Below are 19,676 nucleotides of genomic sequence, written 5' to 3' on the forward strand. Positions count from 1 at the left end.
AGAAAACGCTCGGTTAAGAGCGTTTTCTTTTGTTAACTTGCAACCTTTTCTTGATCAGTGTTGAGTGATTTTCTTCTAAACACATAAGTTGCGCTTATCAGTATATAAATGCCTAGGGTTACGATAGTGATTATAACCGATGTGGTGAATACAATACCGACTAAAATAGCAAGTAAGGAAAGAATGGCAACCCATGTTGTATAAGGGAACCACTTTACATAATAGCCAGATAGTTGTTCATTCTTTTTTCTTGATTTTAAATGAGCAAAGGCAATAATCAACCATATGAACAATACAGTGTACCCGAGTGATCCCATAAGATAGTTAAAGGTTTTGTCACCTGCAAATATAGAAATCAGTACACCAGCATATAGGGAAGCGGTACACATCAGAATTGCGATAAAAGGAACTTTCTTAGATGAAAGTCGAGCGAAAATCTGTGGAACTCGACCGTCAACAGCTTGTGTATACAACACACGTGATGAACCATATAACCCTGAGTTCATGGATGAGATAATTGCAAGCAGAATCACACCATTCATCACATGATCTGCACCAGGAATTCCGATCATCTGAAACACCATGACAAAAGGACTTTCATTCACGCCGTTTACTTTGTTCCAAGGAATTAAGCCAACTATGATAAAGAAGGGAAACAGATAAAAGGCTATGATTCGAGTTAATGTACTGCGAACAGCTTGTGGAACTACTTTTTCTGGATTCTTCGTTTCAGCTAAGGTTACACCGATAATCTCCGTTCCACCATACGAATAGATAACGACTAACATAGCTGTCATAAAACCAGCTGAACCGTTCGGAAAAAATCCACCATGATCTGTTAAGTTCGTGAAACTCGGTGCAACATGGTCACCAAAAGATACAAATAAAAGCAAAAGACCTGAAAGAATAAAAATGACGATCACACTGATCTTAATAAGTGCTAACCAATATTCCGTTTCAGCGAATATTTTAACGGATAACAGATTTACGATCGTAACGGCGATTGAAACCAAAAAGGCTAGCATCCATATTGGCGTATCCGGGAACCAATATTGAAGAAAAATCGCTGCCACTATAGCTTCGGCTGCAATGTTTAATACCCACATCTTCCAATAAATCCAATCTAGAAAATAAGCGGGAAACATGCCTAAAACAGATTGAACAAGGTCGCGAAACGTTCGGGCACCACTGTTTTGAACGGCCATCTCTGCTAATCCTTGCATCACAAATAATAAGATGATTCCACCGATTAAATAGGCTAGAACAACCGAAGGACCTGCTGTATCAATAGCGGCACTACTACCTTTAAAAAGGCCGGCTCCGATACTGCCTCCTAGAGCCATCATCATAATATGACGAGAAGTCATTGTTCGTTGTAAGTTCACTGTGCTTTTTTTCATCTTCATAACCTCTCCTAAGTGATGTGAATTCTAAATACAAATAACAAAAAAAGGCTTATCATCTCTAATCTCAGTTGTGAGAAAAGAGACGATAAGCCTTTGGCTGACCGCGGTACCACTCTTGTTGATTCGTCATAGAATCCTGCTTGTAGAACCTGTTAACGAAGGTTAGTCGTCAAAACATAGAGAACGCGTTCTTTTTGTCTTGCTGCTCCAGGGCGAGTTCAAAGATTTCATAGACTGCGTTCCACCAACCCGCAGCTCTCTAGACTACAAAATTACTTTTACTACTCCCATTCGTTGCTTTTATCAAAAATGATTATTCAGAATAATATGGATTACTATAAAGGCTAGATCTCGTGCTTGTCAACACATAAATTTGAAATGAAATGACTCAAGGTGGTATGGAAACGTTATCATTTATTCACTTTATGAAGTTATTTCACGCTGTTTTTAACAAAGATAAAAAAAGGATGCAGGAGGTTATGTATTCCCCCAGCACCGCAATTTATTTCTTTATAGCCAGCTTTTGAAAATAATATTTTCCTACATGGTTCACTTGCGCATTAAAATCATTTCTTCCATTTTCTTTAAAAGAAGGACCACAACTAGAAGACGTTACTTGAATAACGGAATACTTAATATCTTCACCGTTTCTACCTGAAAAACCACCGTTTGATCCAAGACTGATACACTGGTCGTTGATTTCTTTTCGTTTGCCGTTTTTATCAACATAATAATATTTATCATTCACAACTCCATAGATCATGTCCTTCGTTGAGGTGAATGAAACACCATACTGACTGATCTCCGTATCTTTCAACACATCCAAAGTCTTTTCTTTTACAGGAATTACTGTGTAATCATCTTCTTTTTTTAAGGCGGGTTCGTCTGGCATGTTATAGAACGTAAAGATAGAGCCCTCAAATCCTTCTGGAATTAAAAAGATGTTGTTTGTAGTCTCTTGCTTATTAAAACCACAGCCTGCTAAAAACAGTATGGATAAGGCGACGATCATATATTTTTTCAATTGCATTCACTCTTTCGATTCATTTTCTTTATTGTATCATTGTATCCAAAATTCCAATAACAACTAACAAGCTTTCCACAGAATTGTAACGAGTTAAACAAATATTTCCAAAAGAAAACCTGTTTTATACATTCTTTTTGTATAATGGAAATGATAGGAATAGAAAAAGGGGGATAAAGATAATGACGACATTGTTTCAGAGCAACACAATAGTGAAAGGAACTGAATTACTAGCACTCTTAACTACAATAAATGACAAAGAGAAGACATGGAAAGATGTAGATCAGGAAGTTGTTTTAGATGCGATGATCCTGCATATTGGGTCACCTAATAGTGATCTACGAGAGATGGTTTATCGATCGTTTTATAGGTCAATTCTTAATGATCAGCTCGACCCTCAGACTTTAAGCAAACTCCTAGATTATAGTGTACGGCACCTTTTATTTAAAGGGATAGGCGAAAGTGGGACAGATTCTGTTTTTACACGTGCTTTCACAACAATATTAATAGCTGTGATTATCAATAAAGATCATGATATGGACTTTCTTCCAAAAGAAACACTTACTGAAGTGAAAAATGAAATCAAGAACTACATAGAATTAGAACAGGATGTTAGGGGATATGTACCAGTAAAAGGTTGGGCACACAGTATTGCTCATGTAGCAGACACGTGCGATGAACTGATTAAGAGTGAAAAAATCGATGAAGTGGAATACTTTTCTATCGTTGAAATTCTTTTGAAAAAATATTGTACAACTCCGACTGCTTTTGTGCACGGGGAAGACGATCGTGTTGTTATAGCTGTTCTAGCAATGCTCAAAAAAGAGGTTGGATTAGAAGAATTAAAGCTATTTGTTGAAGGTATTCCTAGCCTTTTAAAATCTCAAAAAGAAGAATTGTCATCTGAAAAGTACTGGTTCGTTATGGCTAACTGTAACTCCATATTAAAAAGCCTCTACATAGGAGCTAGTAATGATCCGCTATATGATTCTCTACAGGAAACAATTCGAAAAAGCTTATCAAAAATTTAAAAAAGCTAAAGGAGGCAGGCTTATAGTTAAGAGCACTGAACTCCTTTTATTTTGCTAAATCTCCGTGCTCTGTTCCCCAATCATGCATCTGTTTTAATATAGGCATTAACGTCGAACCGAATGCTGTCACCGTATATTCTACTTTTGGAGGTACTGTATTGTACGATTTTCGATCAATGAATCCGTCTTCTTCAAGTTCCTTTAACTGCTGAGAAAGAACTTTATGTGTAACCCCTGGCAACAGACTTCTTAGTTCGTTATACCGCAATGTGCCATCCACACCTAAGTGCCATAGAATAACCGTTTTCCATTTACCACCGATCTTTTGCAATGTATATTCAATCGAGCATTTTAATTTTCCATCATCATGTGTTGTTATTTTCATGAGCATAACAGTCCTTTCTTACCTCAAGGATAGTATGTCACTTTAAAGTGCGTTCTTACATACGAGAAGTATGTCTGGGTATAATGATTCCTGTAAACAACACTTAAAGGAGGAATACGATTATGCCAATCTATCCAAGAACATTCTCTCATATCGGATTATCCGTGCCAAATTTAGAAGAAGCGATTAAATTTTACACAGAGGTTTTCGGGTGGTACGTCATCATGGAGCCTTCTGATGTAGAGAATGATGATACACCAATCGGACAAATGTGCCGTGATGTTTTCGGTAATGATTGGGAGACTTTCCGAATTGCTCACCTAGCAACAGGTGACAAGATCGGAGTTGAACTGTTCGAGTTTCCTCATAACGAAAAGCCCGAGAACAATTTCGAGTACTGGAAGACAGGTTTGTTCCACTTTTGTATCCAAGACCCTGACATTGAAGGAATCGTTGCGAAAATTAAAGAATTTGGCGGTAAACAGCGCATGCCAATTCGTGAATATTATCCGAACGAAAAGCCTTATAAAATGGTCTATGTAGAAGATCCATTCGGCAACATCTTTGAAATCTATACACATAGTTATGAGCTTACCTATTCTCAGGGAGCGTACTAATAAACCTCTCAACCGCTGATCATTTTGTTCAGCGGTTTTTTTCTTTGCACAGACTGGTAAAGAAAAGAAAAGACTACAATTTGCTTTTTTACTTCTGTAAGCTTGATATAGCACAATCACGGAAATGGAGTGATGAAAATGGCAAAGAAATTCAAAATAGATCTGCCTAAGATTCAAGGACAATTAGAAGAAGCAAGGTTTCGGGATTTGTATTTAGAAGATGATCCATATCTCCACGATTGCTCAATTACGGGAGCATTTTTAGAGAATGAAGAAATCGACAAGCTGATTCTATCCAAAGTGAAATTTAATAATGTGACACTAATCCACTCCAGTTTTTATAAAGTGGACATGACGGATGTTGTATTTGAAAACTGTGATCTTTCCAACACAAATTTTAAAGAAGGTATCCTTTATCGCGTTCATTTTAAAGAATGTAAGCTGATGGGTATAGACTTCGAAAAAGCGAATCTTAGAAATGTAACGTTTGAGAACTGCATGTTAGACATGAGTGAGTTTGTAGAAACAGACCTTAAACCGGTTTTGTTCGATCATTCATCACTTAAGAATGCTAACTTCTATGAAACAAAGCTTAATACAGTAAAATTTAAGGCGTGTAATATCGAGGAAATCGATTTTACAGAAACATCCTTAAACGGGATTGATATTAGTACATGTAAATTCAATACCATTCATGTAGACATCACAAGTTTAAAGGGATGTACCGTATCCCGAGAGCAAGCAATCGTGTTTTCCACATTGTTAGGATTAAACGTAAAAGAAGATGAATAACAATTAACTGAAAAATGGATAATTATGTTAATATTAAAGTGTAGGCACTTATGACATGACTTCATATATGTAAATCATTTTCCACTAGGAGAGATGAAATGAAGGAGAACCTTACACTTGCTTGGATTGCTGCGTTATTTGCTCTTGTAGGACAGCTGTTGTTTTTTATAATCATAGCTATTTATACCGGTGAATGGCGCTTCGTGATGTGGAGTTTCATCGTGAGTATGAGTGTTGGAGTTCCAAGTATGATTCACGTTTGGCAGGCACAAAAACGTACGAATCTAAATAGAAATTAGGAGGAGTCATCTTGTATGTAGCTCTTCTGCTCTTGATCGTAAGTGTAGTTGGATACTTCAGTTTAAAGTATTACGTTCGCTCTATTACTTTTGGAGAAGGAGTGCTCTTTAACTTGAAACATATGTTTAAAGAAGACTCAATCAAAGTTAGTTGTCCCAAATGTAATAAAGTCACACATCGTGCAATGAAAGGCAGTCAAGTTTGTTCAACATGTTATCATTTGTTTTAAGCAAGTCTTTCTTTGATAACAAAAAGATTCTAAAACACAAAAAAGCTCATTACCCATCTAGAGGGAAATGAGCTTTTTTCGTTTTATTCTCTTCAATAAATGAAAAAGAAGGTGCAGCTGGTATTACCTTAATAGGATTAATTTGTTCTTTAAAGCCGTTTTGTTTAGATAAAAAGTAAGCTCGCTCCAGTCCTGAAAGTATAAATGTGCTCGATATTATGGTTAAGGTGAAAAAAAGAATTGGGACAAGTGGAATCCAAGGATGTGACATAAATGAAGGATAATACATCCCTAATAAACCCGTCCATTCGTGTGTAACAGAATCGATATCTCCCCCATGAAACACAATGGTTCCTCCAAAGAATACTTGAAGTACTCCTAAGTGTATTAGGATGACAAGAACTTGAATGAATTGCTGCAAAAACAAGATGATAAGTATTGGATTGAGGTGGGGGGCAATATGCTTTCTTAGAAGATGAGGATAGCGACCCCCTAATATTTTAGAAGAACAAACAAATTCTTCATTGAGTAGTATTTTTATTTCATTGCCTAAATAGAACGTAATCGTAGGAACGGCGAATATAATTAATATCATCATCTGAAAGCCAACCCTTAAGTAAAAGGGTTCCGGAGTAGTACCGTTACTAAACGTAAGGACGTGTTGCAAGAGGAAATAGGAAATCATGGTCATTGGAATAACTGAAAAACTATCAAAAAAAGATTCAAAGCTTCGGAATAATGATTTCTTAAATTTAGCGAGGGCGATCGCTATTGATAAGCCAATAAAAATGCGCATGAAAGTAATAAGTAGACCAGCACCTATTGTCCACTTTGCACCTTCAATGATGAGATGAAGTAAATCATACCCTTTACGGTCCGTTCCTAATAAGAATTCAGCTGAAGGTGCAAAGGGTGCAGCACTCACTGTTCCGTTTTTATCAAAAAGTAAGGATACACGTCTGATTTCTCCATCATGAATAAATGAATTTCCAATACTTAATAATACGAGAGTTACTAAAAACACAAGAGCAGAAACAGCTCTTTTTTGGCGTATGAAAAAATACCACATATTAGACGACCTCTTTTAGATGTGAAGTAAATAGTCTGAACAGCTGGAAATAAATAAAAATAGGTATATAAATGAGTAATAGAGCAACAGTAAATGTTTCGATACTGTTATAGTCTTTCACAAAGATAAATAGACCAATAGAATTAAAAAAATATTCAATAATATAAAGATTAGATAACATAAGCCAAATATTGGTCTTTGTAAAAAAGAAGAAACGAAGCAAGACGTTTCTTAACACATGTTTGAAAAATACATTGAAATGATTTAAACCTTTACCACTTGCAAGTGATACATAAGGTTTTTCATACTCTTCTTCTGTACGTAAAAGTAAAATCTTCGTAAACATTATGGTTGTAGGAATACTTAAACAGATGATAGGAAGTCCTCTTATCTTTTGATCGCCAGCCGCTGCAACTTCCACAACGAGTATACCGGTTTTCTTAAACAACCAAACGATAGACAACTGCAAAGTCATAATGATTAAAATATCTGGCAAAGCTTCAAGGTATACAAGGCTCTGCTTAACTCTGTTTACAATCCTAGGGTTAAGACGGGTAAGACAATAAACAATAAGTACAGCTAATATTAATGAAATGATAAATGAGCAAGCGAATATAATTATAGATTCTTTGTATCTGATTAGAATTTCAGGAAACAAAGGGCGTACAACTTTATAATAGGAATACGTTAACGTAGAGGGTACTAGTAAACTTGCAACTAGGTTCCCGAATGCTTGAAAATATTGTGTGATATTTAGTGTAAGTCCATTAAAAAGAGCGGGTGAAGCACCCAACGCTATAATTCCAACTAATGACAGGAATAAATGAATACAGGCTAATAATGAATGATTGACCCACTTCAGCACCTTATTCATCTTCCGGCATGCTCCATTCGATACCGTTTGATCCTGCAGGTTTGCGTGCAATAAGTATATAGTCTTTAGAAATATCATCTTCATAAAGTGCTGGATGGTCATTATTGTAGGAAAGATAAACAGTCACATCTTTCATGTCCCATACGTTTTTTCGATGTGGGTAAAGCATTTGATATAGCCTTGAGTATGTTATTAACACGTTTTTTACTTCCTTCTTATAATCACTTATTCCACCCTTATCTGAAATCATCACTTCCATCGAGAAGGACGTTTCACTTTGTTTAAGATTATAAATTTCCTCGGTCAAACCTTTTTGTTTTGCCAAGTTTTCAGCTTTTATTAAAAACGGAATGGACATATAGCTTGTTGACGAATTATTTCCTGTTTTTGAAACGAGAAGTGGAATACTAATTGTCACGAAAAGTAAAAATAACGCCGTAATCATAAGGTCTTTTACAAAATAAAACGAAGGTTTAACGGTTTTCTGCTCTCTACTATTTTGTAAAATATCTTTCTCTATTTGCGAGGTGAGTTTGATATGTCTATATATACGCTGATCCATATGTTTTTTTAGATATTGTAGTTTATCTTCCAAATGTAGATCCCCCCTTTTTCTCTAATCTACTTTTAAGAAGTTGTCTTGCTTGATAGAGTCTCGACTTGACGGTTGAAGACTTTATCTTTAGAACTTGCTCAATTTCTTGCAGCGATAATTCCTCGTAATAAAATAAGAGAATAACCTCTCTATACTTAGGTTTTAGCTTCATAATCTCTTGAACGAGTTGCTCTGTTTCATCTTGGATAATTAACTTCAACTCTATTGATCTTTCGTTTGAGGCTATAAAAGTTAGCATCTGAGAAAGCCTCAATTGTTTGTATTGCCAGCTTTTTAAATAATCTTTGCATTTGTTTATTGCAATTCGGTAGATCCAGCTTTTGATCGCTTGTTTATCACGCAGTTCATCCATCTGTAAATAAACAGTTAACATCGTATCTTGAAGAATGTCCTCAGACTTTGCTTGATCTTTAACATAGGAATAACATAGACGTAAGATGTTTTCTCCATACTGTTTTATAATGCGTTTAAATTGTTCTTCGCGGTAATCATATGTTTGATTCTGCAATGATTTTAGTTTCATCTGCATCCCTCATAAAAAAGATATTTAACTAAAGACGATTCATTTTAGTAAAGGTTGGAATTTTTTTCTAAACAATAACCATTTCGAATATTTATTCGAAAAACCTTTTTTATCCAATTAGAAGGTACATTCCTACTTTAAGAGGAATAGAAAAGGAAGACTATAATGGGGAGCTGATTTTCAATGTGTGGGATTAGAAGCGTTAAGAAAGCTGTTTAGCAGGAGGGATAGAGAACTGCCGTTACAACGGAATAAATTAATGAGCGCTATAGAACGAGACCTTATGGCAGATACAAATGTTCTGGCGGTTTTTTATGGCGGATCGATCGGAAAAGGAAACACAGATCTATACTCAGATATTGATCTTCGTATTGTTGTGCGAGACGCAGTTTTTGAGGAATATCGAGCATATAAGAAGAAAAGAGCAGCGAATTGGGGAAATGTTCTTTTCTATGAAGATTTTCCTTGGACAAACTATTCCATCGCTCATTACGATTCGTTTATTAAAGTAGATACTTTCTATTACAAGATACAAGATCTTCATCCTTCTATTTGGATGAAACATTTAAAAATAGTTTATGATCCGGATGGACGAGTACACTCAATTAGGCAACAATCAAATCACCTATCCTATACACCATCTAAAGAAGAAGTGGAGATCTGGCGCAATAAATTTTTCGCATATGTCCATGAGTTCTATAGGCGAATCATGAGAGATGAATTCTCATACGCAAAACAATGTTTAGATAACCTCATCTATTCTATGGTGTCTGGATGGTATATGATGGCAGGGCTACAGCCAAATAACTTTGGTGATTGGTCTAAGGTTGAAGGAATTAGAAGTCCGTTAGCTGACTGGCAGCGCATGCATCTTTCTGGATGGCGCTATAACCCTAAAGAAGAGGACATGTTAAGAGTCTTAAAGAATATCTTACCTGAATTTCAAACATTACATAAAGAGTTATGTAAAGTCGTCGAAATTACGTTTGAACAGAAATGGGAAGAAGAGATTTTGAAGAAAGTTCTCATTGATTATTAACTTGCATGAGGTGGTGAGTGTATGGGTGGAGCATCAGGGCTAGCGTTTATGGGCTTATTTACTTTTATTATTCCAATAGCTGTAGGAATCTTTGTCTTGGTCATGCTGTATCGAATGAATCAATCACTAAAAAGAATAGCGGATCGTCTAGATGAGAAATAACAGTTAAACAAAAGGTAGCTGTCCCTGTGTGGACAGCTATCTTTATTTATATCGCTTTTCTATGATTATCCTCTAAAGAAGCATGTTTTTTTAATTTAGGTATCTTTAAGTAGACGACCAAGCGTACAAGATATTCCACTGGACCGATGGGCAGATGTTTTAAATAAATCGAACTAAGGAATGCTTGAGTTCCGAAGAGTATAACACCTACTACAGTGGCCAGAATTACACTAAGATCACCAAACCAACCTAAACCATACCCGTAAAATAGAAATGTACAAATAATAGATTGCATTAGGTAATTTGTTAATGATAGTTTTCCCATACTTTCAAAACCACTTAAAAAGCGTCTGAACTTCTGGTGGTTATACATATAGACGAACAAACTGATATAACCGATCGCAAGCATACTTCCTCCGATCATACTCATATCAAAACGATAATCCCACTGGTTGCTTAGTAGAGGGGTAGCTTTTAGTACGAGTCCGAATGGTATAAATAAACTACTTAAAATTGTAAACTGTTTAATCTTAGAAGACGTATTTTGCAGCCATTTTCGATGTGCTGCATACATACCAATAAGAAACATCGGACTAAGAACAAAAGGAGTTAAAAATAACATGAAGGCGGCTTTACCACCACTCATATCAAGCATTTCGTCATCAAGACTGTGTGCTCTTATTTCTGAGTACGTTCCTGATCCATAGATTTCTTGTGTTTGTTTCATATAAGCATCTATCTTGTTATCACTGATCATTTTAATTTCTTCTGCCTCAAACATGGAACCGATGAAGAGAAGAGAGAATAGTAGAGTAGCCCAAATTAATAGTGTCTTTGGATTACGATTTACCATGACTAAAAGCAGCAAGCCCATAAGCCCATATACAAAAAGAATATCTCCTTCCCATAAATACGTACTATGCAAGATCCCAAGAGTCATCAGTAAAGCAAATCTTCTGAACAGATGCCACTTTACGCGTTTGTTATTTTCCTTTAACTTGTTACGCATAAGAATAAGAGAGTACCCAAAGATGAACATGAAGATGGGAAGGAATGCGCCTTCAATCACCACTTTTGTGAAGTAGTAAGCATATGTATCAACGGTTGATAATTGATAATAATGAATTTCGTCCTTTCCAAAGATTCCGAACTGGAAAATGAGTAGGTTTGCTAAAAGAATCCCTAATAAACTAAATCCTCTAATACCATCAATGATGTTTATTCTCTGTTTGACCAATGACATGTTAATAATCCCCTTTATCTACATAATTACCAATACCTAACAAATGCGTCGACGACATAACTATAACAGCGCATTTTATAAAATTCAACAATTAATTATTGTTTTACGATAAAAAAATAATGATTATTGAGATTTTATCCTTCTTTTATGGTATGTTAAATTTATGGAATTAAAGAAGAGGAGCAGAAAGATGAAGTGGAAAATTTTTTATAAATATGGAGCGAAATTATGCTCAGTTCTTTTTTATGTTATTGGTCTTATTGGTATTTTTACCTTGGTATATCATTTGTCTTATTTAATGAGTCCAACAGGGGAATTGGCAAAGTCTTTCGGTGCATTTGATCCTGTGTACAGCAACTTAACGTTAGTTTTTGATCAGCAACCTTTACTTTATAAGGATGAAGAATTCATCGTCCTCTCATTGGTGACCTCTATCATTATGTTTGTTTTTGCATTAATTTTCCTAAGACTCATGAGAAAATTGTTAAAGAATTTACACCAAGAGAGTTTATTTATGATGGAAAACGTTAAGGTTTTATTCAAGATGGGTATCACAATTCTCGTACTTGGATCAGCTTTTACATTTATGGACGAGCTTTTAATGACAAAAGCACTTAAGGAAATTGATGTAACGAACGCTTCTGTAACATATACTGGCCTAGCTTATGTTGATACGTTTTTCACAGGGGTTTTCGTAATGATTCTAGCCTCTGCGCTAAAGGTTGCCGTAGAGGCAGTAGAAGAAAATAAACACACAATCTAAAGGTGGAGTAGGGATTTCGATGATTAGAATAAAATTAGATGTTATGATGGCACAACGCAAAATGTCATTAAATCGATTGTCTGAACTGGTTGATATCACCCCTGCTAATCTTTCTGTACTTAAAAATGAAAAAGGAAAAGCGATTCGTTTTTCAACACTTGATGCCTTGTGTAAAGTACTAGAATGTCAACCAGGCGATCTGATCGAATATATTGAAGACTAAAATAGAAGGAGAGAGGATTTTTAAATGAAAAAAGTAGCTGTTAGCTGGAGCGGCGGGAAAGACAGTTGCTTAGCTCTATATCGATTGCTTCAAGAAAAGCATGAAGTTGTATGCTTAATATCCATGGTTTCTGAAGAGGATGCACGAAATCATGCCCATGGTATTCCATTAGAAATCTTACAATTACAAGCAGATGCCATCGATCTTCCTTTAATTATGGTGGATTCAGCTGGGGAGTATGAAGCTTCTTTGGTAAAGTCTTTGACTTCTATAAAGGAACAGCTTGGGTTAGATGCAATCGCATTCGGTAGTTTGTATATGGAAGAAGATCGTAAATGGAATAAACAGGTTGCGGAAAAAGCAGGTCTAGAAGCTCTTTTTCCAGTATGGATATTAGAAGAACAAGCATCTGAACTATTGGAAGAATTTATTTCATTAGGTTTCCAGTCAATTGTTTGTCGAGCTTCAGCAGATGTCTTGGACTCCTCTTGGACAGGTCGCGTGTTAAATGCAAGTTTTTGTGAGGATATTAAAACAACAAAGAGTTGCTCAATGGGTGAACATGGAGAATATCATACATTTGTTGTAGACGGACCAATTTTCCAAAAAAGGCTAGAGATTGTTACCTCAGATGTTATCTTAAATTCAGGATTATGGTCGCTCGACATACATTCATGCAGGTTCATAGATAAGGATACGGAGGCTGTTATGAAATGAACATTCAATTTAGAAAAATGTTAAAACCTGAAGAAAACGTAGTGGAAGCTTTAAATCGTTGGGAGAACGACAAGAAGCTTGTTCCATTAACACGACCGAATAAAGATAGAGTAGAGCTCGAAAGTAAAAGAGTCATCACGATGGAAGACTTGTATCAACGTTTAGAGTTTCACGAGATTTTTTTGATCTTTGTAGATGATCAATTAGTAGGTGAGATGAACTATATGGTCGATCCTCCTCACCTTTTTAAGAGAACAGAAGGAACGGCATGGTTAGGTATTACAATAGGTGAATCGGTTGGAAGAGGTAAAGGAGTTGGTTACCAAGCTTTAACATACTTAGAAAGTGAAATGAAAAGGTATGGGTTGAACCGCATCGAGCTTGGTGTTTTTGAATTCAATGCCACCGCACAAATGCTTTATCAGAAACTTGGATACTCAGAAATTGGTAGAGTAGAGGCATTCACGTATTATGAGGACCGAATGTGGGCGGATATTCGAATGGAGAAGATGATCAAGTAAAAATTTTTGGATTTATTATTAGTATGTGCTGGAAAAAGCTTTATGGCCAATTATAAGTTGAAAACACTGCCAATCGCAGTGTTTTATTTATTGTTAACTCTTAATTTATATTGGTCTGATATATTGAATTCTTCGTCTATAAGAATATAGGGATGTGTTTTCAATAAGATTGTCTGAAGATGTTCTGGCATCCTTTCACCTTCATATGCACAAATGAGTGGGAATGCGAGTTCATTGACCGCATCATCTACGATTCTCTCAAGATCCTCGATCAGATGAAAGGGATCTTCCATCGTGCCCCATTCAACATGTGCCCATGAGCGGAAAGATTGGTTATTATCTACATATGATTTAACCGTTTTGAAAAAGTAATCAAAAATCGCAGGCGGATGATAGCTGCCGCTTGAATAATAAAAATCGAAATTATTTACATGATGAACAAGCTTCATTTGTTCTGGAGTTAAGCGACTGATGAGCTCTTTATGAACCATTCGATAAATTCGTTCGTTTTCAATAACTACAACGTACTCTCCTAAAGAGGTACCTTCTAGTATAAAGCTAACTATTTGTTTCATGTAATTTTTCATTCCATTGTAAGAATAAAGCACATGGACACTTCTTTTTTGTTTAAATAACTCGTTCATACTCATTTTCAAATCATCACAACCCTCGGGTAGGTATTTCTATTAGTTTACTAGTTTTACAGGATAAAAGCTAAAGTTGTTTTAAATTACGTTGGTATGGCGGTTTTATCCCTTTATTTTTGGGTTACTATAAGAGAAGTAGCGATAAGGCAATAACTTTTTATTGACGAATGCAGTATGTGTGGAGACAAATTATGGATTGAAAAGGGATGATTTTATTGAAAGCCGTTCAAGTGACTGGATATGGAGATGTAAGCAAATTAGAAGTGGTTGAAATAGATATACCAGAGCCAGGAGAAAATGAAGTATTAATACAGGTTAAGGCTTGTGGAATCAATAATACTGAAATTTGGATGAGAGAAGGAGCATATGGGAAGGATTCCAAATCTGGTTGGCGACCAGAAGGGGTGCAATTTCCGAGAATACCAGGCTCTGATATTACAGGTACAGTTGTGAAAACAGGGAAACAAGTTGACTCTTCTATGATCGGAAAGGACGTTGTTCTGTTTCCTTTTACATCAAGTGGAGAAGAAGGGTCGGAACATATCTCTGATGATATGTCCTTTATAGGGTCAGAGTATGACGGAGGATATGCTGAATATGTAGTGTGGCCAGCATATCTTTGCTTTGATATGCCTTTACAGAGTTTCACAGAAAGTGCCGTTTTCTCAGTTAGTGGATTAACCGCTTGGCACATGGTCGAACAGTTGCAGATTCAACCGAATGAGACTATCCTTGTAACAGGTGCCAACGGTGGTGTAGGCTCACTGAATGTACAGATTGCTGCTAAAGTTTTTGGTGCTAAAGTAATTGCAGTAGTAGGTGACTTAACGTTAGAGGGAAAACTAAAAGAACTCGGAGCAACTCATGTCTTGTCATATAAATCGAGTGACCTTGCAAATGAGATTCAACAAATAAACGGGGGTCCGATTGACTCTGTTTTAGATGTAGTTGGGGACGCGTTGTTTTCTATTTCTCTCCAAGTATTAAAAAATGGAGGCAAGTTCTGTATATCAGGATCTGCCGGTGGGCAGAAAACAGAACTTGATTTTAGAACCTTATATTTAAAGCACATAACACTTTATGGTTCTGTCTTAGGAACAAGGGCAGAATTTGTTCGAATGTTAGATGCGATTTCTCAAGGTAAGATTGTACCCGTTATAGATCGAACGTTTTCTCTCCAAGAGGCGAGAGAAGCTCAAACATATTTTAAAAAAGCTGGAAAGTTAGGAAAGATTGTATTAATTCCTTAGTAACAATGTGTTCAAATTAAAAGTAAAGAAATGGCTACCAAATTAGGACTCTCTAGTTTTGGTCGCCATTTTTTCATTTAACTTGAGATTTCAACTCGATCTTTCAAATTATGATCTTTATTTTGAATCAAGGTACAGATTAAGTAATACATTCCCGGCACTGCAATTATCACACCGATAAAAAAGTATGTCATACGTGTACTTATTCCTAAGAAACTGGAAGAAGCGAATAAGATTCCGAGTGGCATAGTTATACGAAGAAAAAGCAACCTCACTGCGCTTAATTGTGATAAACGTTCTCGAGGAGCATTACGTTGAAAAAGAGCAGAGCTTTGGGCATTGAACATCGGGAATAAGATTCCTCCTAAGAGTTCGCATCCCCACGCTATATAAACAGATGGAGCTAAGTACAATGCGATAAAAGATAACCCACCACCTACAAGGCCAACGTACATGGTTTTGCTGTTCTTAGGTAACTTTGTAAGAAGCAGCATGCCAAGCGCATATCCAATCGGAAACATTCCCGCAAACATGGCATATTCCCAAGCTTCTCCGGTCAATTCCTCTCTTATAAAAGGTACGTTTACTACCAAAGTTGCTCCTACTGCAAATTGTACTGAAGATGATAACAAAGTAAGTCGTAATAACTGTGGAGATTGAATGAAAGTGCGACATCCAGCTTTTGTTTCTTGCCACCAGAATTTTTTTGACCATGTTGCTACTCTTTTTTTGCTTACTTGGGGAATTTGAGATAGCGATATGGAGCTCAGTAAAAACATAAGACTGGATAACCCGTAGATGGCATATAGAGGACTGACTAAAAGAAGTAAGGATGTAACACCTGGTGCGATAAAACTCATGAGGCGCATGGTTCCATCGAGAAAGCTGTTGGCTGTAACTAATTCTTTTTCTTCACAAATGTTGGGTAGTAAGGAGAATGAAAGACTAGCGTAAATCGGTTGTAAAAGTCCCAACACACATTGCAACACAGCTAATCCAGCTATAGTACCGATCTCTGTACCACTTAAGTATCCGATCAGAGGAAGGGTATAAGCAATAGAGCGGAATCGTTGAATATTTATAATCATTCGTTCTTTGATAACGTGATTTAGATATGGAGCACTAATTCCTTGCAGAATTAAAGAAGGAAGAAAATAAAGAAGCCAAAGTGCTCCCATCCACTCTTTGGAACCTGTTATTTCGAACAATAGAAGTCCATTTATGATGCTACCTGCAGCGCCTCCGAATTCGGAGATGATCTCCCCGATCCAGAGGGCTTTAAATGGTCTAGATAATGAGTTATTCTTCATTTGTATTTTCTCCTAAATAGTGCTGAAGTTGGTTGGAGAACGAATGAATATGGTGTGTGTTAGCTGAATAAATACCTTTTTCCACCTTAACAAATTTAGCGGCTTTTAATAGTGATAACTGGTGATGTAGAGTTGTTTTTGATACGTTGAATTGAATGGTTAATTCTTGAAGAGAGAGTTGTCCTCTTATTAGTTGATATAATAATTTTAATCGCAGATCGTCACCTAATGCCTTATGTCCCCGTACAAGTTCGTTTGGAGGAGAACCTGGCTCTAATAACGCTTCATCAGTTAATGGATAGAAGATCAACTTTGTATCTGATGTTTTTTGCTCTAGTATCCATGGTCTGTACGATACATGAGGAATGAGTTTTATGTCCCAAACGGAAGGTTCTGGTACATATTTTGCGCCTCTTGTAATACGTTCAATTTCTTCTTCTGGTTTTTTGTTATTAAGAAAACCATGCTGTTTCTTTTCAAATGAGAGAGCTTGCATCCACTTTTCCCATTCCGTATTTTGACTGACCCAGTTGTACCATTCCGAAAGTGTGTTAGTTAGTAAGGAATGCAGTTCATTGCGGCTAATTTCAGCAAGTGTACGTACATATCCCTCTAAATAATCGTGTCCTTTAAATATTGACGCATATTGATAAAAGGCATCAGGCTGTTCATAACTTTTCGCTGTCTCATTTCTATGCGACTCATATGAACGATTTTTATAAGGTAACAGTGTTTCATAAAAAGCTGTAGATGATAATTCAGCGACTTTTATTGAAAATTCTCCAATTGAAGAAGCTGAAACCTTGTTCTGTAGCATGATCATTCCATACCACAAATTTGTCTGCTCCATGACATCTAAATTATTCTCTAATGAAACAGACATGAAGGACTTACGCTTCGTCCATAGTTCATCTTGCTCAAACGTGTGTCGCAACTTCGCATATGTATAACCTGCAATTCCTAATGCTAGTTCCCATACCGGTGAACTCTCAATCGATAGTAATACGGTTTCTTGAGAATGAGGAGAATGTATTTTTTTCATGTCTACCTCCAAAATGTAATAAATTCTAATTTTATTCTAAATTAATAAAATATATTATTCAATATATTTCGAATTTAAAATTCTTAAATATTTGAATCGCAAAGAAAGGTATTTTCACCTCTGTAACCTAAGCGTTTGTGCTAAAATTAGGAAAAAAGGGGCTAGATGTTATGTTTATTTATAAAATTGACGAGGAGCTATCTCTTCGCATGTTTAATGAAAAAGATGCTTCAGAGTTTTTTAAACTAACAATTCAATCTAAAGAATATTTGAAGGAATGGTTAGGGTGGTTAGACTATACAAATGAGGAAGAAGACTCCTTAGCTTTCATTAAAGCTACCTTAAAAGGAGTAAGTGAAACAGGAGGCTATCCGAAGACTACAGCAATCATCTACAAAGGAAAAATCGCTGGAATAATTGGATTTAACGAAATTAATAGAGTACATAAGTTAGGTGTTATGGGGTATTGGCTCGGTCAAAAGTTTCAAGGAAAAGGAATTATGATGAGAGCGTGTAAAGCATACATAGAATATGGCTTCAATGAAATCAATCTTAACCGAATTGAGATAAGAGTAGCGGAAGGAAATAGAAAAAGCCGTGCAATTCCACAGAAACTTGGCTTTCAGGAAGAGGGAAAGATTCGTCAAGCTGAGTGGCTATATGATCATTATGTTGACCATGTGATTTACGGTCTGTTGGCTGAAGAATGGAAACAAAATAACTAGAATGTTTAGGGAAGCTGTCACAAAAAGGTTATTACAGAACCTTTTGCTGTCAGCTTTTTTTAATGTTGTAAATGTTTCTATTTACACAATTGTTACTTGAAAGTGCCTATCGTACTTGTAAGTGCGTACTTTTATTTTTGATTAAAGGGCGTATGATTGCATTCATGAAGGTATTTTTTGATAGGAGGACATGACCTATAATGAATCCATTTCAGTATCATCGTTCTTACAATCGAATGTATAAAGAGGGTGAATTAACACTTGGACTACACATCCCTCTTGAAAATTATAGATTTGCTACACCGACGATGGAACAGCAGGTTGAATTGTCGCAGTTAGCTGAAGAATTAGGTTTTACAAGTTTATGGTTTCGCGACGTTCTGTTGGAAGACCCGAATTTTGGAGATCCAGCGGTAGGACAGATTTTCGATATGATGATCTATATGACATATTTGGCCAGTCATACGAAGGAAATCGCTTTAGGAACAGCCGCTGCTGTACTTCCATTAAGGCACCCGTTGCGTGTTGCAAAAGAGATTGCAACGTTGGATCAACTGTTTCCAGAACGCGTATTACTCGGTGTATCTTCAGGTGACAGACGAGCTGATTTTTCTGCTTTAGGCGTATTGCACGAAACACGAGGGGAAGTGTTTGTGGAGGCTTTTCAATATCTTAACGAGATTTTGTACAACGAGTATCCAGAAATTCGTTCATCTCATGGAACTGTGCATGAATCTAATCTTGTACCTAAGCCAACAAAACGAATTCCAACATTTATTACAGGCTATGCACAACAGGAAATGGAGTGGTTTGCAGAGTATGGAGATGGTTGGATGTACTATCCTCGTAGCCCTAAGTATCAAGAAGTAACAATTAAAAGGTGGAGAGAATTAGTTGAGCGTTATCATCCTGATACGTTTAAACCATTTACTCAGCCGATGCACCTTGATCTAGCGGAGGATCCAAACGAAGCTCCACAACCGATCCGTTTAGGATTTAGATTGGGCCGCAACCATTTAATCCAGTTGTTGCAAGTGTATAAAGAATCTGGAGTTAATCATTTGTTCTTTGCACTCTTTGATAGTGAAAGACCAGCAAAGGAAGTCATACAAGAACTAGGTGAAGAAGTGATTCCGCATTTCCCAGCATTAACAAAATAAGAACAAGA

Annotated in this window: 24 protein-coding genes and 1 other annotated feature; of the genes, 13 read left to right on the plus strand and 11 right to left on the minus strand. The window is 36.3% G+C overall.

Annotation, left to right across the window (positions count from 1 at the left end; all coding sequences use genetic code 11):
• Positions 1-32: 32 nt before the first annotated feature.
• Positions 33-1,400 (minus strand): amino acid permease, encoded by a 1,368-nt coding sequence (locus P4V41_RS17940; protein WP_328086555.1) that lies wholly within the window; start codon positions 1,398-1,400, stop codon positions 33-35.
• 81 nt (positions 1,401-1,481) lie between these two features.
• Positions 1,482-1,710, minus strand: a binding site (T-box leader).
• 198 nt (positions 1,711-1,908) lie between these two features.
• On the minus strand, positions 1,909-2,430 hold the full coding sequence (locus tag P4V41_RS17945; RefSeq protein WP_328086557.1) for a DUF6843 domain-containing protein: 522 nt from the start codon (positions 2,428-2,430) through the stop codon (positions 1,909-1,911).
• A 182-nt stretch (positions 2,431-2,612) separates the two neighbouring features.
• Between P4V41_RS17945 and P4V41_RS17950 the strand changes: the two genes are divergently transcribed.
• The gene (locus tag P4V41_RS17950; protein ID WP_328086559.1) at positions 2,613-3,461 is read left to right on the plus strand and encodes a DUF2785 domain-containing protein; all 849 of its coding nucleotides are present in this window, start codon (positions 2,613-2,615) and stop codon (positions 3,459-3,461) included.
• A gap of 46 nt (positions 3,462-3,507) precedes the next feature.
• Here the strand turns inward: P4V41_RS17950 and P4V41_RS17955 are convergent, their stop codons facing one another.
• Complete coding sequence (locus P4V41_RS17955; protein WP_328086560.1) at positions 3,508-3,846, minus strand: helix-turn-helix domain-containing protein; 339 nt, start codon at positions 3,844-3,846, stop codon at positions 3,508-3,510.
• A gap of 122 nt (positions 3,847-3,968) precedes the next feature.
• On the opposite strand from P4V41_RS17955, the gene P4V41_RS17960 reads away from it, so the two are divergent.
• From P4V41_RS17960 to P4V41_RS17970, 3 genes are all read left to right on the plus strand, one after another.
• On the plus strand, positions 3,969-4,463 hold the full coding sequence (locus P4V41_RS17960) for a lactoylglutathione lyase family protein (RefSeq protein WP_328086561.1): 495 nt from the start codon (positions 3,969-3,971) through the stop codon (positions 4,461-4,463).
• A 138-nt stretch (positions 4,464-4,601) separates the two neighbouring features.
• The gene (locus P4V41_RS17965; protein WP_328086562.1) at positions 4,602-5,255 is read left to right on the plus strand and encodes a pentapeptide repeat-containing protein; all 654 of its coding nucleotides are present in this window, start codon (positions 4,602-4,604) and stop codon (positions 5,253-5,255) included.
• A 98-nt stretch (positions 5,256-5,353) separates the two neighbouring features.
• A complete protein-coding gene (locus P4V41_RS17970; protein ID WP_328086563.1) occupies positions 5,354-5,554 on the plus strand; it encodes a hypothetical protein in 201 nt (66 codons plus the stop codon).
• A 279-nt stretch (positions 5,555-5,833) separates the two neighbouring features.
• On the opposite strand, the gene P4V41_RS17975 is transcribed toward P4V41_RS17970, so the two are convergent.
• Genes P4V41_RS17975 through P4V41_RS17990 form a run of 4 tightly spaced genes read right to left on the minus strand, consistent with a single transcriptional unit; the run spans position 5,834 to position 8,866 of the window.
• Positions 5,834-6,853: a peptide ABC transporter permease gene (locus P4V41_RS17975; RefSeq protein ID WP_328086564.1), complete on the minus strand. Its 1,020-nt coding sequence runs from the start codon at positions 6,851-6,853 to the stop codon at positions 5,834-5,836.
• 1 nt (position 6,854) lies between these two features.
• A complete protein-coding gene (locus P4V41_RS17980) occupies positions 6,855-7,727 on the minus strand; it encodes an ABC transporter permease subunit (protein ID WP_328086565.1) in 873 nt (290 codons plus the stop codon).
• Complete coding sequence (locus tag P4V41_RS17985; RefSeq protein WP_328086566.1) at positions 7,720-8,322, minus strand: hypothetical protein; 603 nt, start codon at positions 8,320-8,322, stop codon at positions 7,720-7,722. The genes P4V41_RS17980 and P4V41_RS17985 overlap by 8 nt, the downstream gene beginning before the upstream one ends.
• Positions 8,312-8,866, minus strand: coding sequence for a sigma-70 family RNA polymerase sigma factor (locus tag P4V41_RS17990; protein WP_328086567.1), 555 nt, complete (start codon positions 8,864-8,866; stop codon positions 8,312-8,314). The genes P4V41_RS17985 and P4V41_RS17990 overlap by 11 nt, the downstream gene beginning before the upstream one ends.
• Positions 8,867-9,053: 187 nt before the next feature.
• On the opposite strand from P4V41_RS17990, the gene P4V41_RS17995 reads away from it, so the two are divergent.
• Both P4V41_RS17995 and P4V41_RS18000 read left to right on the plus strand, forming a co-directional pair.
• Positions 9,054-9,905, plus strand: coding sequence for an aminoglycoside 6-adenylyltransferase (locus tag P4V41_RS17995; protein WP_328086568.1), 852 nt, complete (start codon positions 9,054-9,056; stop codon positions 9,903-9,905).
• A 21-nt stretch (positions 9,906-9,926) separates the two neighbouring features.
• Positions 9,927-10,067 carry a hypothetical protein gene (locus tag P4V41_RS18000; RefSeq protein ID WP_328086569.1) on the plus strand — a complete coding sequence of 47 codons (141 nt, stop codon included), beginning with the start codon at positions 9,927-9,929 and terminating at the stop codon, positions 10,065-10,067.
• 46 nt (positions 10,068-10,113) lie between these two features.
• Here the strand turns inward: P4V41_RS18000 and P4V41_RS18005 are convergent, their stop codons facing one another.
• The gene (locus tag P4V41_RS18005; RefSeq protein ID WP_328086571.1) at positions 10,114-11,310 is read right to left on the minus strand and encodes a DUF418 domain-containing protein; all 1,197 of its coding nucleotides are present in this window, start codon (positions 11,308-11,310) and stop codon (positions 10,114-10,116) included.
• A 190-nt stretch (positions 11,311-11,500) separates the two neighbouring features.
• Between P4V41_RS18005 and P4V41_RS18010 the strand changes: the two genes are divergently transcribed.
• Genes P4V41_RS18010 through P4V41_RS18025 form a run of 4 tightly spaced genes read left to right on the plus strand, consistent with a single transcriptional unit; the run spans position 11,501 to position 13,534 of the window.
• Positions 11,501-12,073 carry a DUF2975 domain-containing protein gene (locus tag P4V41_RS18010; RefSeq protein ID WP_328086572.1) on the plus strand — a complete coding sequence of 191 codons (573 nt, stop codon included), beginning with the start codon at positions 11,501-11,503 and terminating at the stop codon, positions 12,071-12,073.
• Positions 12,074-12,092: 19 nt separating this feature from the next.
• Positions 12,093-12,296: a helix-turn-helix domain-containing protein gene (locus tag P4V41_RS18015; protein WP_066392329.1), complete on the plus strand. Its 204-nt coding sequence runs from the start codon at positions 12,093-12,095 to the stop codon at positions 12,294-12,296.
• Between the two features lie 24 nt (positions 12,297-12,320).
• Entirely contained in the window at positions 12,321-13,013 is a 693-nt protein-coding gene (locus P4V41_RS18020; protein ID WP_328086573.1) for a diphthine--ammonia ligase, read from the plus strand.
• Entirely contained in the window at positions 13,010-13,534 is a 525-nt protein-coding gene (locus P4V41_RS18025) for a GNAT family N-acetyltransferase (protein ID WP_328086574.1), read from the plus strand. The genes P4V41_RS18020 and P4V41_RS18025 overlap by 4 nt, the downstream gene beginning before the upstream one ends.
• Before the next feature lie 83 nt (positions 13,535-13,617).
• On the opposite strand, the gene P4V41_RS18030 is transcribed toward P4V41_RS18025, so the two are convergent.
• Positions 13,618-14,184: an MEDS domain-containing protein gene (locus tag P4V41_RS18030; protein ID WP_328086606.1), complete on the minus strand. Its 567-nt coding sequence runs from the start codon at positions 14,182-14,184 to the stop codon at positions 13,618-13,620.
• Positions 14,185-14,396: 212 nt separating this feature from the next.
• On the opposite strand from P4V41_RS18030, the gene P4V41_RS18035 reads away from it, so the two are divergent.
• Positions 14,397-15,431 carry a zinc-binding dehydrogenase gene (locus P4V41_RS18035; protein ID WP_328086607.1) on the plus strand — a complete coding sequence of 345 codons (1,035 nt, stop codon included), beginning with the start codon at positions 14,397-14,399 and terminating at the stop codon, positions 15,429-15,431.
• A gap of 77 nt (positions 15,432-15,508) precedes the next feature.
• Here P4V41_RS18035 and P4V41_RS18040 read toward each other — a convergent pair whose 3' ends face one another.
• Complete coding sequence (locus P4V41_RS18040; RefSeq protein WP_328086576.1) at positions 15,509-16,741, minus strand: MFS transporter; 1,233 nt, start codon at positions 16,739-16,741, stop codon at positions 15,509-15,511.
• Complete coding sequence (locus tag P4V41_RS18045) at positions 16,731-17,783, minus strand: ArsR/SmtB family transcription factor (protein ID WP_328086577.1); 1,053 nt, start codon at positions 17,781-17,783, stop codon at positions 16,731-16,733. Before P4V41_RS18045 ends, P4V41_RS18040 begins: the two co-directional genes overlap by 11 nt.
• 170 nt (positions 17,784-17,953) lie before the next feature.
• Between P4V41_RS18045 and P4V41_RS18050 the strand changes: the two genes are divergently transcribed.
• Both P4V41_RS18050 and P4V41_RS18055 read left to right on the plus strand, forming a co-directional pair.
• A complete protein-coding gene (locus tag P4V41_RS18050) occupies positions 17,954-18,508 on the plus strand; it encodes a GNAT family protein (protein WP_328086578.1) in 555 nt (184 codons plus the stop codon).
• A gap of 200 nt (positions 18,509-18,708) precedes the next feature.
• Complete coding sequence (locus P4V41_RS18055; RefSeq protein ID WP_328086579.1) at positions 18,709-19,668, plus strand: LLM class oxidoreductase; 960 nt, start codon at positions 18,709-18,711, stop codon at positions 19,666-19,668.
• Positions 19,669-19,676 lie beyond the last annotated feature (8 nt).

Origin of the sequence: Fictibacillus nanhaiensis (genome assembly GCF_036213205.1) — a bacterium.
GTDB classification, from domain to species: Bacteria; Bacillota; Bacilli; order Bacillales; family Fictibacillaceae; genus Fictibacillus; species Fictibacillus nanhaiensis_E.

Excerpts from the sequence above, each read along its gene's own strand:
- P4V41_RS18030 (WP_328086606.1), bottom strand. The coding sequence starts at position 14,184 with ATGAGTATGAACGAGTTATTTAAACAAAAAAGAAGTGTCCATGTGCTT.
- P4V41_RS18045 (WP_328086577.1), bottom strand. The coding sequence starts at position 17,783 with ATGAAAAAAATACATTCTCCTCATTCTCAAGAAACCGTATTACTATCG.
- P4V41_RS17975 (WP_328086564.1), bottom strand. The coding sequence starts at position 6,853 with ATGTGGTATTTTTTCATACGCCAAAAAAGAGCTGTTTCTGCTCTTGTG.
- P4V41_RS18025 (WP_328086574.1), top strand. The coding sequence starts at position 13,010 with ATGAACATTCAATTTAGAAAAATGTTAAAACCTGAAGAAAACGTAGTG.
- P4V41_RS17960 (WP_328086561.1), top strand. The coding sequence starts at position 3,969 with ATGCCAATCTATCCAAGAACATTCTCTCATATCGGATTATCCGTGCCA.
- P4V41_RS17950 (WP_328086559.1), top strand. The coding sequence starts at position 2,613 with ATGACGACATTGTTTCAGAGCAACACAATAGTGAAAGGAACTGAATTA.
- P4V41_RS18055 (WP_328086579.1), top strand. The coding sequence starts at position 18,709 with ATGAATCCATTTCAGTATCATCGTTCTTACAATCGAATGTATAAAGAG.
- P4V41_RS18040 (WP_328086576.1), bottom strand. The coding sequence starts at position 16,741 with ATGAAGAATAACTCATTATCTAGACCATTTAAAGCCCTCTGGATCGGG.
- P4V41_RS18015 (WP_066392329.1), top strand. The coding sequence starts at position 12,093 with ATGATTAGAATAAAATTAGATGTTATGATGGCACAACGCAAAATGTCA.
- P4V41_RS17980 (WP_328086565.1), bottom strand. The coding sequence starts at position 7,727 with ATGAATAAGGTGCTGAAGTGGGTCAATCATTCATTATTAGCCTGTATT.
- P4V41_RS17965 (WP_328086562.1), top strand. The coding sequence starts at position 4,602 with ATGGCAAAGAAATTCAAAATAGATCTGCCTAAGATTCAAGGACAATTA.
- P4V41_RS18020 (WP_328086573.1), top strand. The coding sequence starts at position 12,321 with ATGAAAAAAGTAGCTGTTAGCTGGAGCGGCGGGAAAGACAGTTGCTTA.
- P4V41_RS17970 (WP_328086563.1), top strand. The coding sequence starts at position 5,354 with ATGAAGGAGAACCTTACACTTGCTTGGATTGCTGCGTTATTTGCTCTT.
- P4V41_RS17955 (WP_328086560.1), bottom strand. The coding sequence starts at position 3,846 with ATGAAAATAACAACACATGATGATGGAAAATTAAAATGCTCGATTGAA.
- P4V41_RS17990 (WP_328086567.1), bottom strand. The coding sequence starts at position 8,866 with ATGAAACTAAAATCATTGCAGAATCAAACATATGATTACCGCGAAGAA.
- P4V41_RS18005 (WP_328086571.1), bottom strand. The coding sequence starts at position 11,310 with ATGTCATTGGTCAAACAGAGAATAAACATCATTGATGGTATTAGAGGA.
- P4V41_RS18000 (WP_328086569.1), top strand. The coding sequence starts at position 9,927 with ATGGGTGGAGCATCAGGGCTAGCGTTTATGGGCTTATTTACTTTTATT.
- P4V41_RS18010 (WP_328086572.1), top strand. The coding sequence starts at position 11,501 with ATGAAGTGGAAAATTTTTTATAAATATGGAGCGAAATTATGCTCAGTT.
- P4V41_RS18050 (WP_328086578.1), top strand. The coding sequence starts at position 17,954 with ATGTTTATTTATAAAATTGACGAGGAGCTATCTCTTCGCATGTTTAAT.
- P4V41_RS17940 (WP_328086555.1), bottom strand. The coding sequence starts at position 1,400 with ATGAAAAAAAGCACAGTGAACTTACAACGAACAATGACTTCTCGTCAT.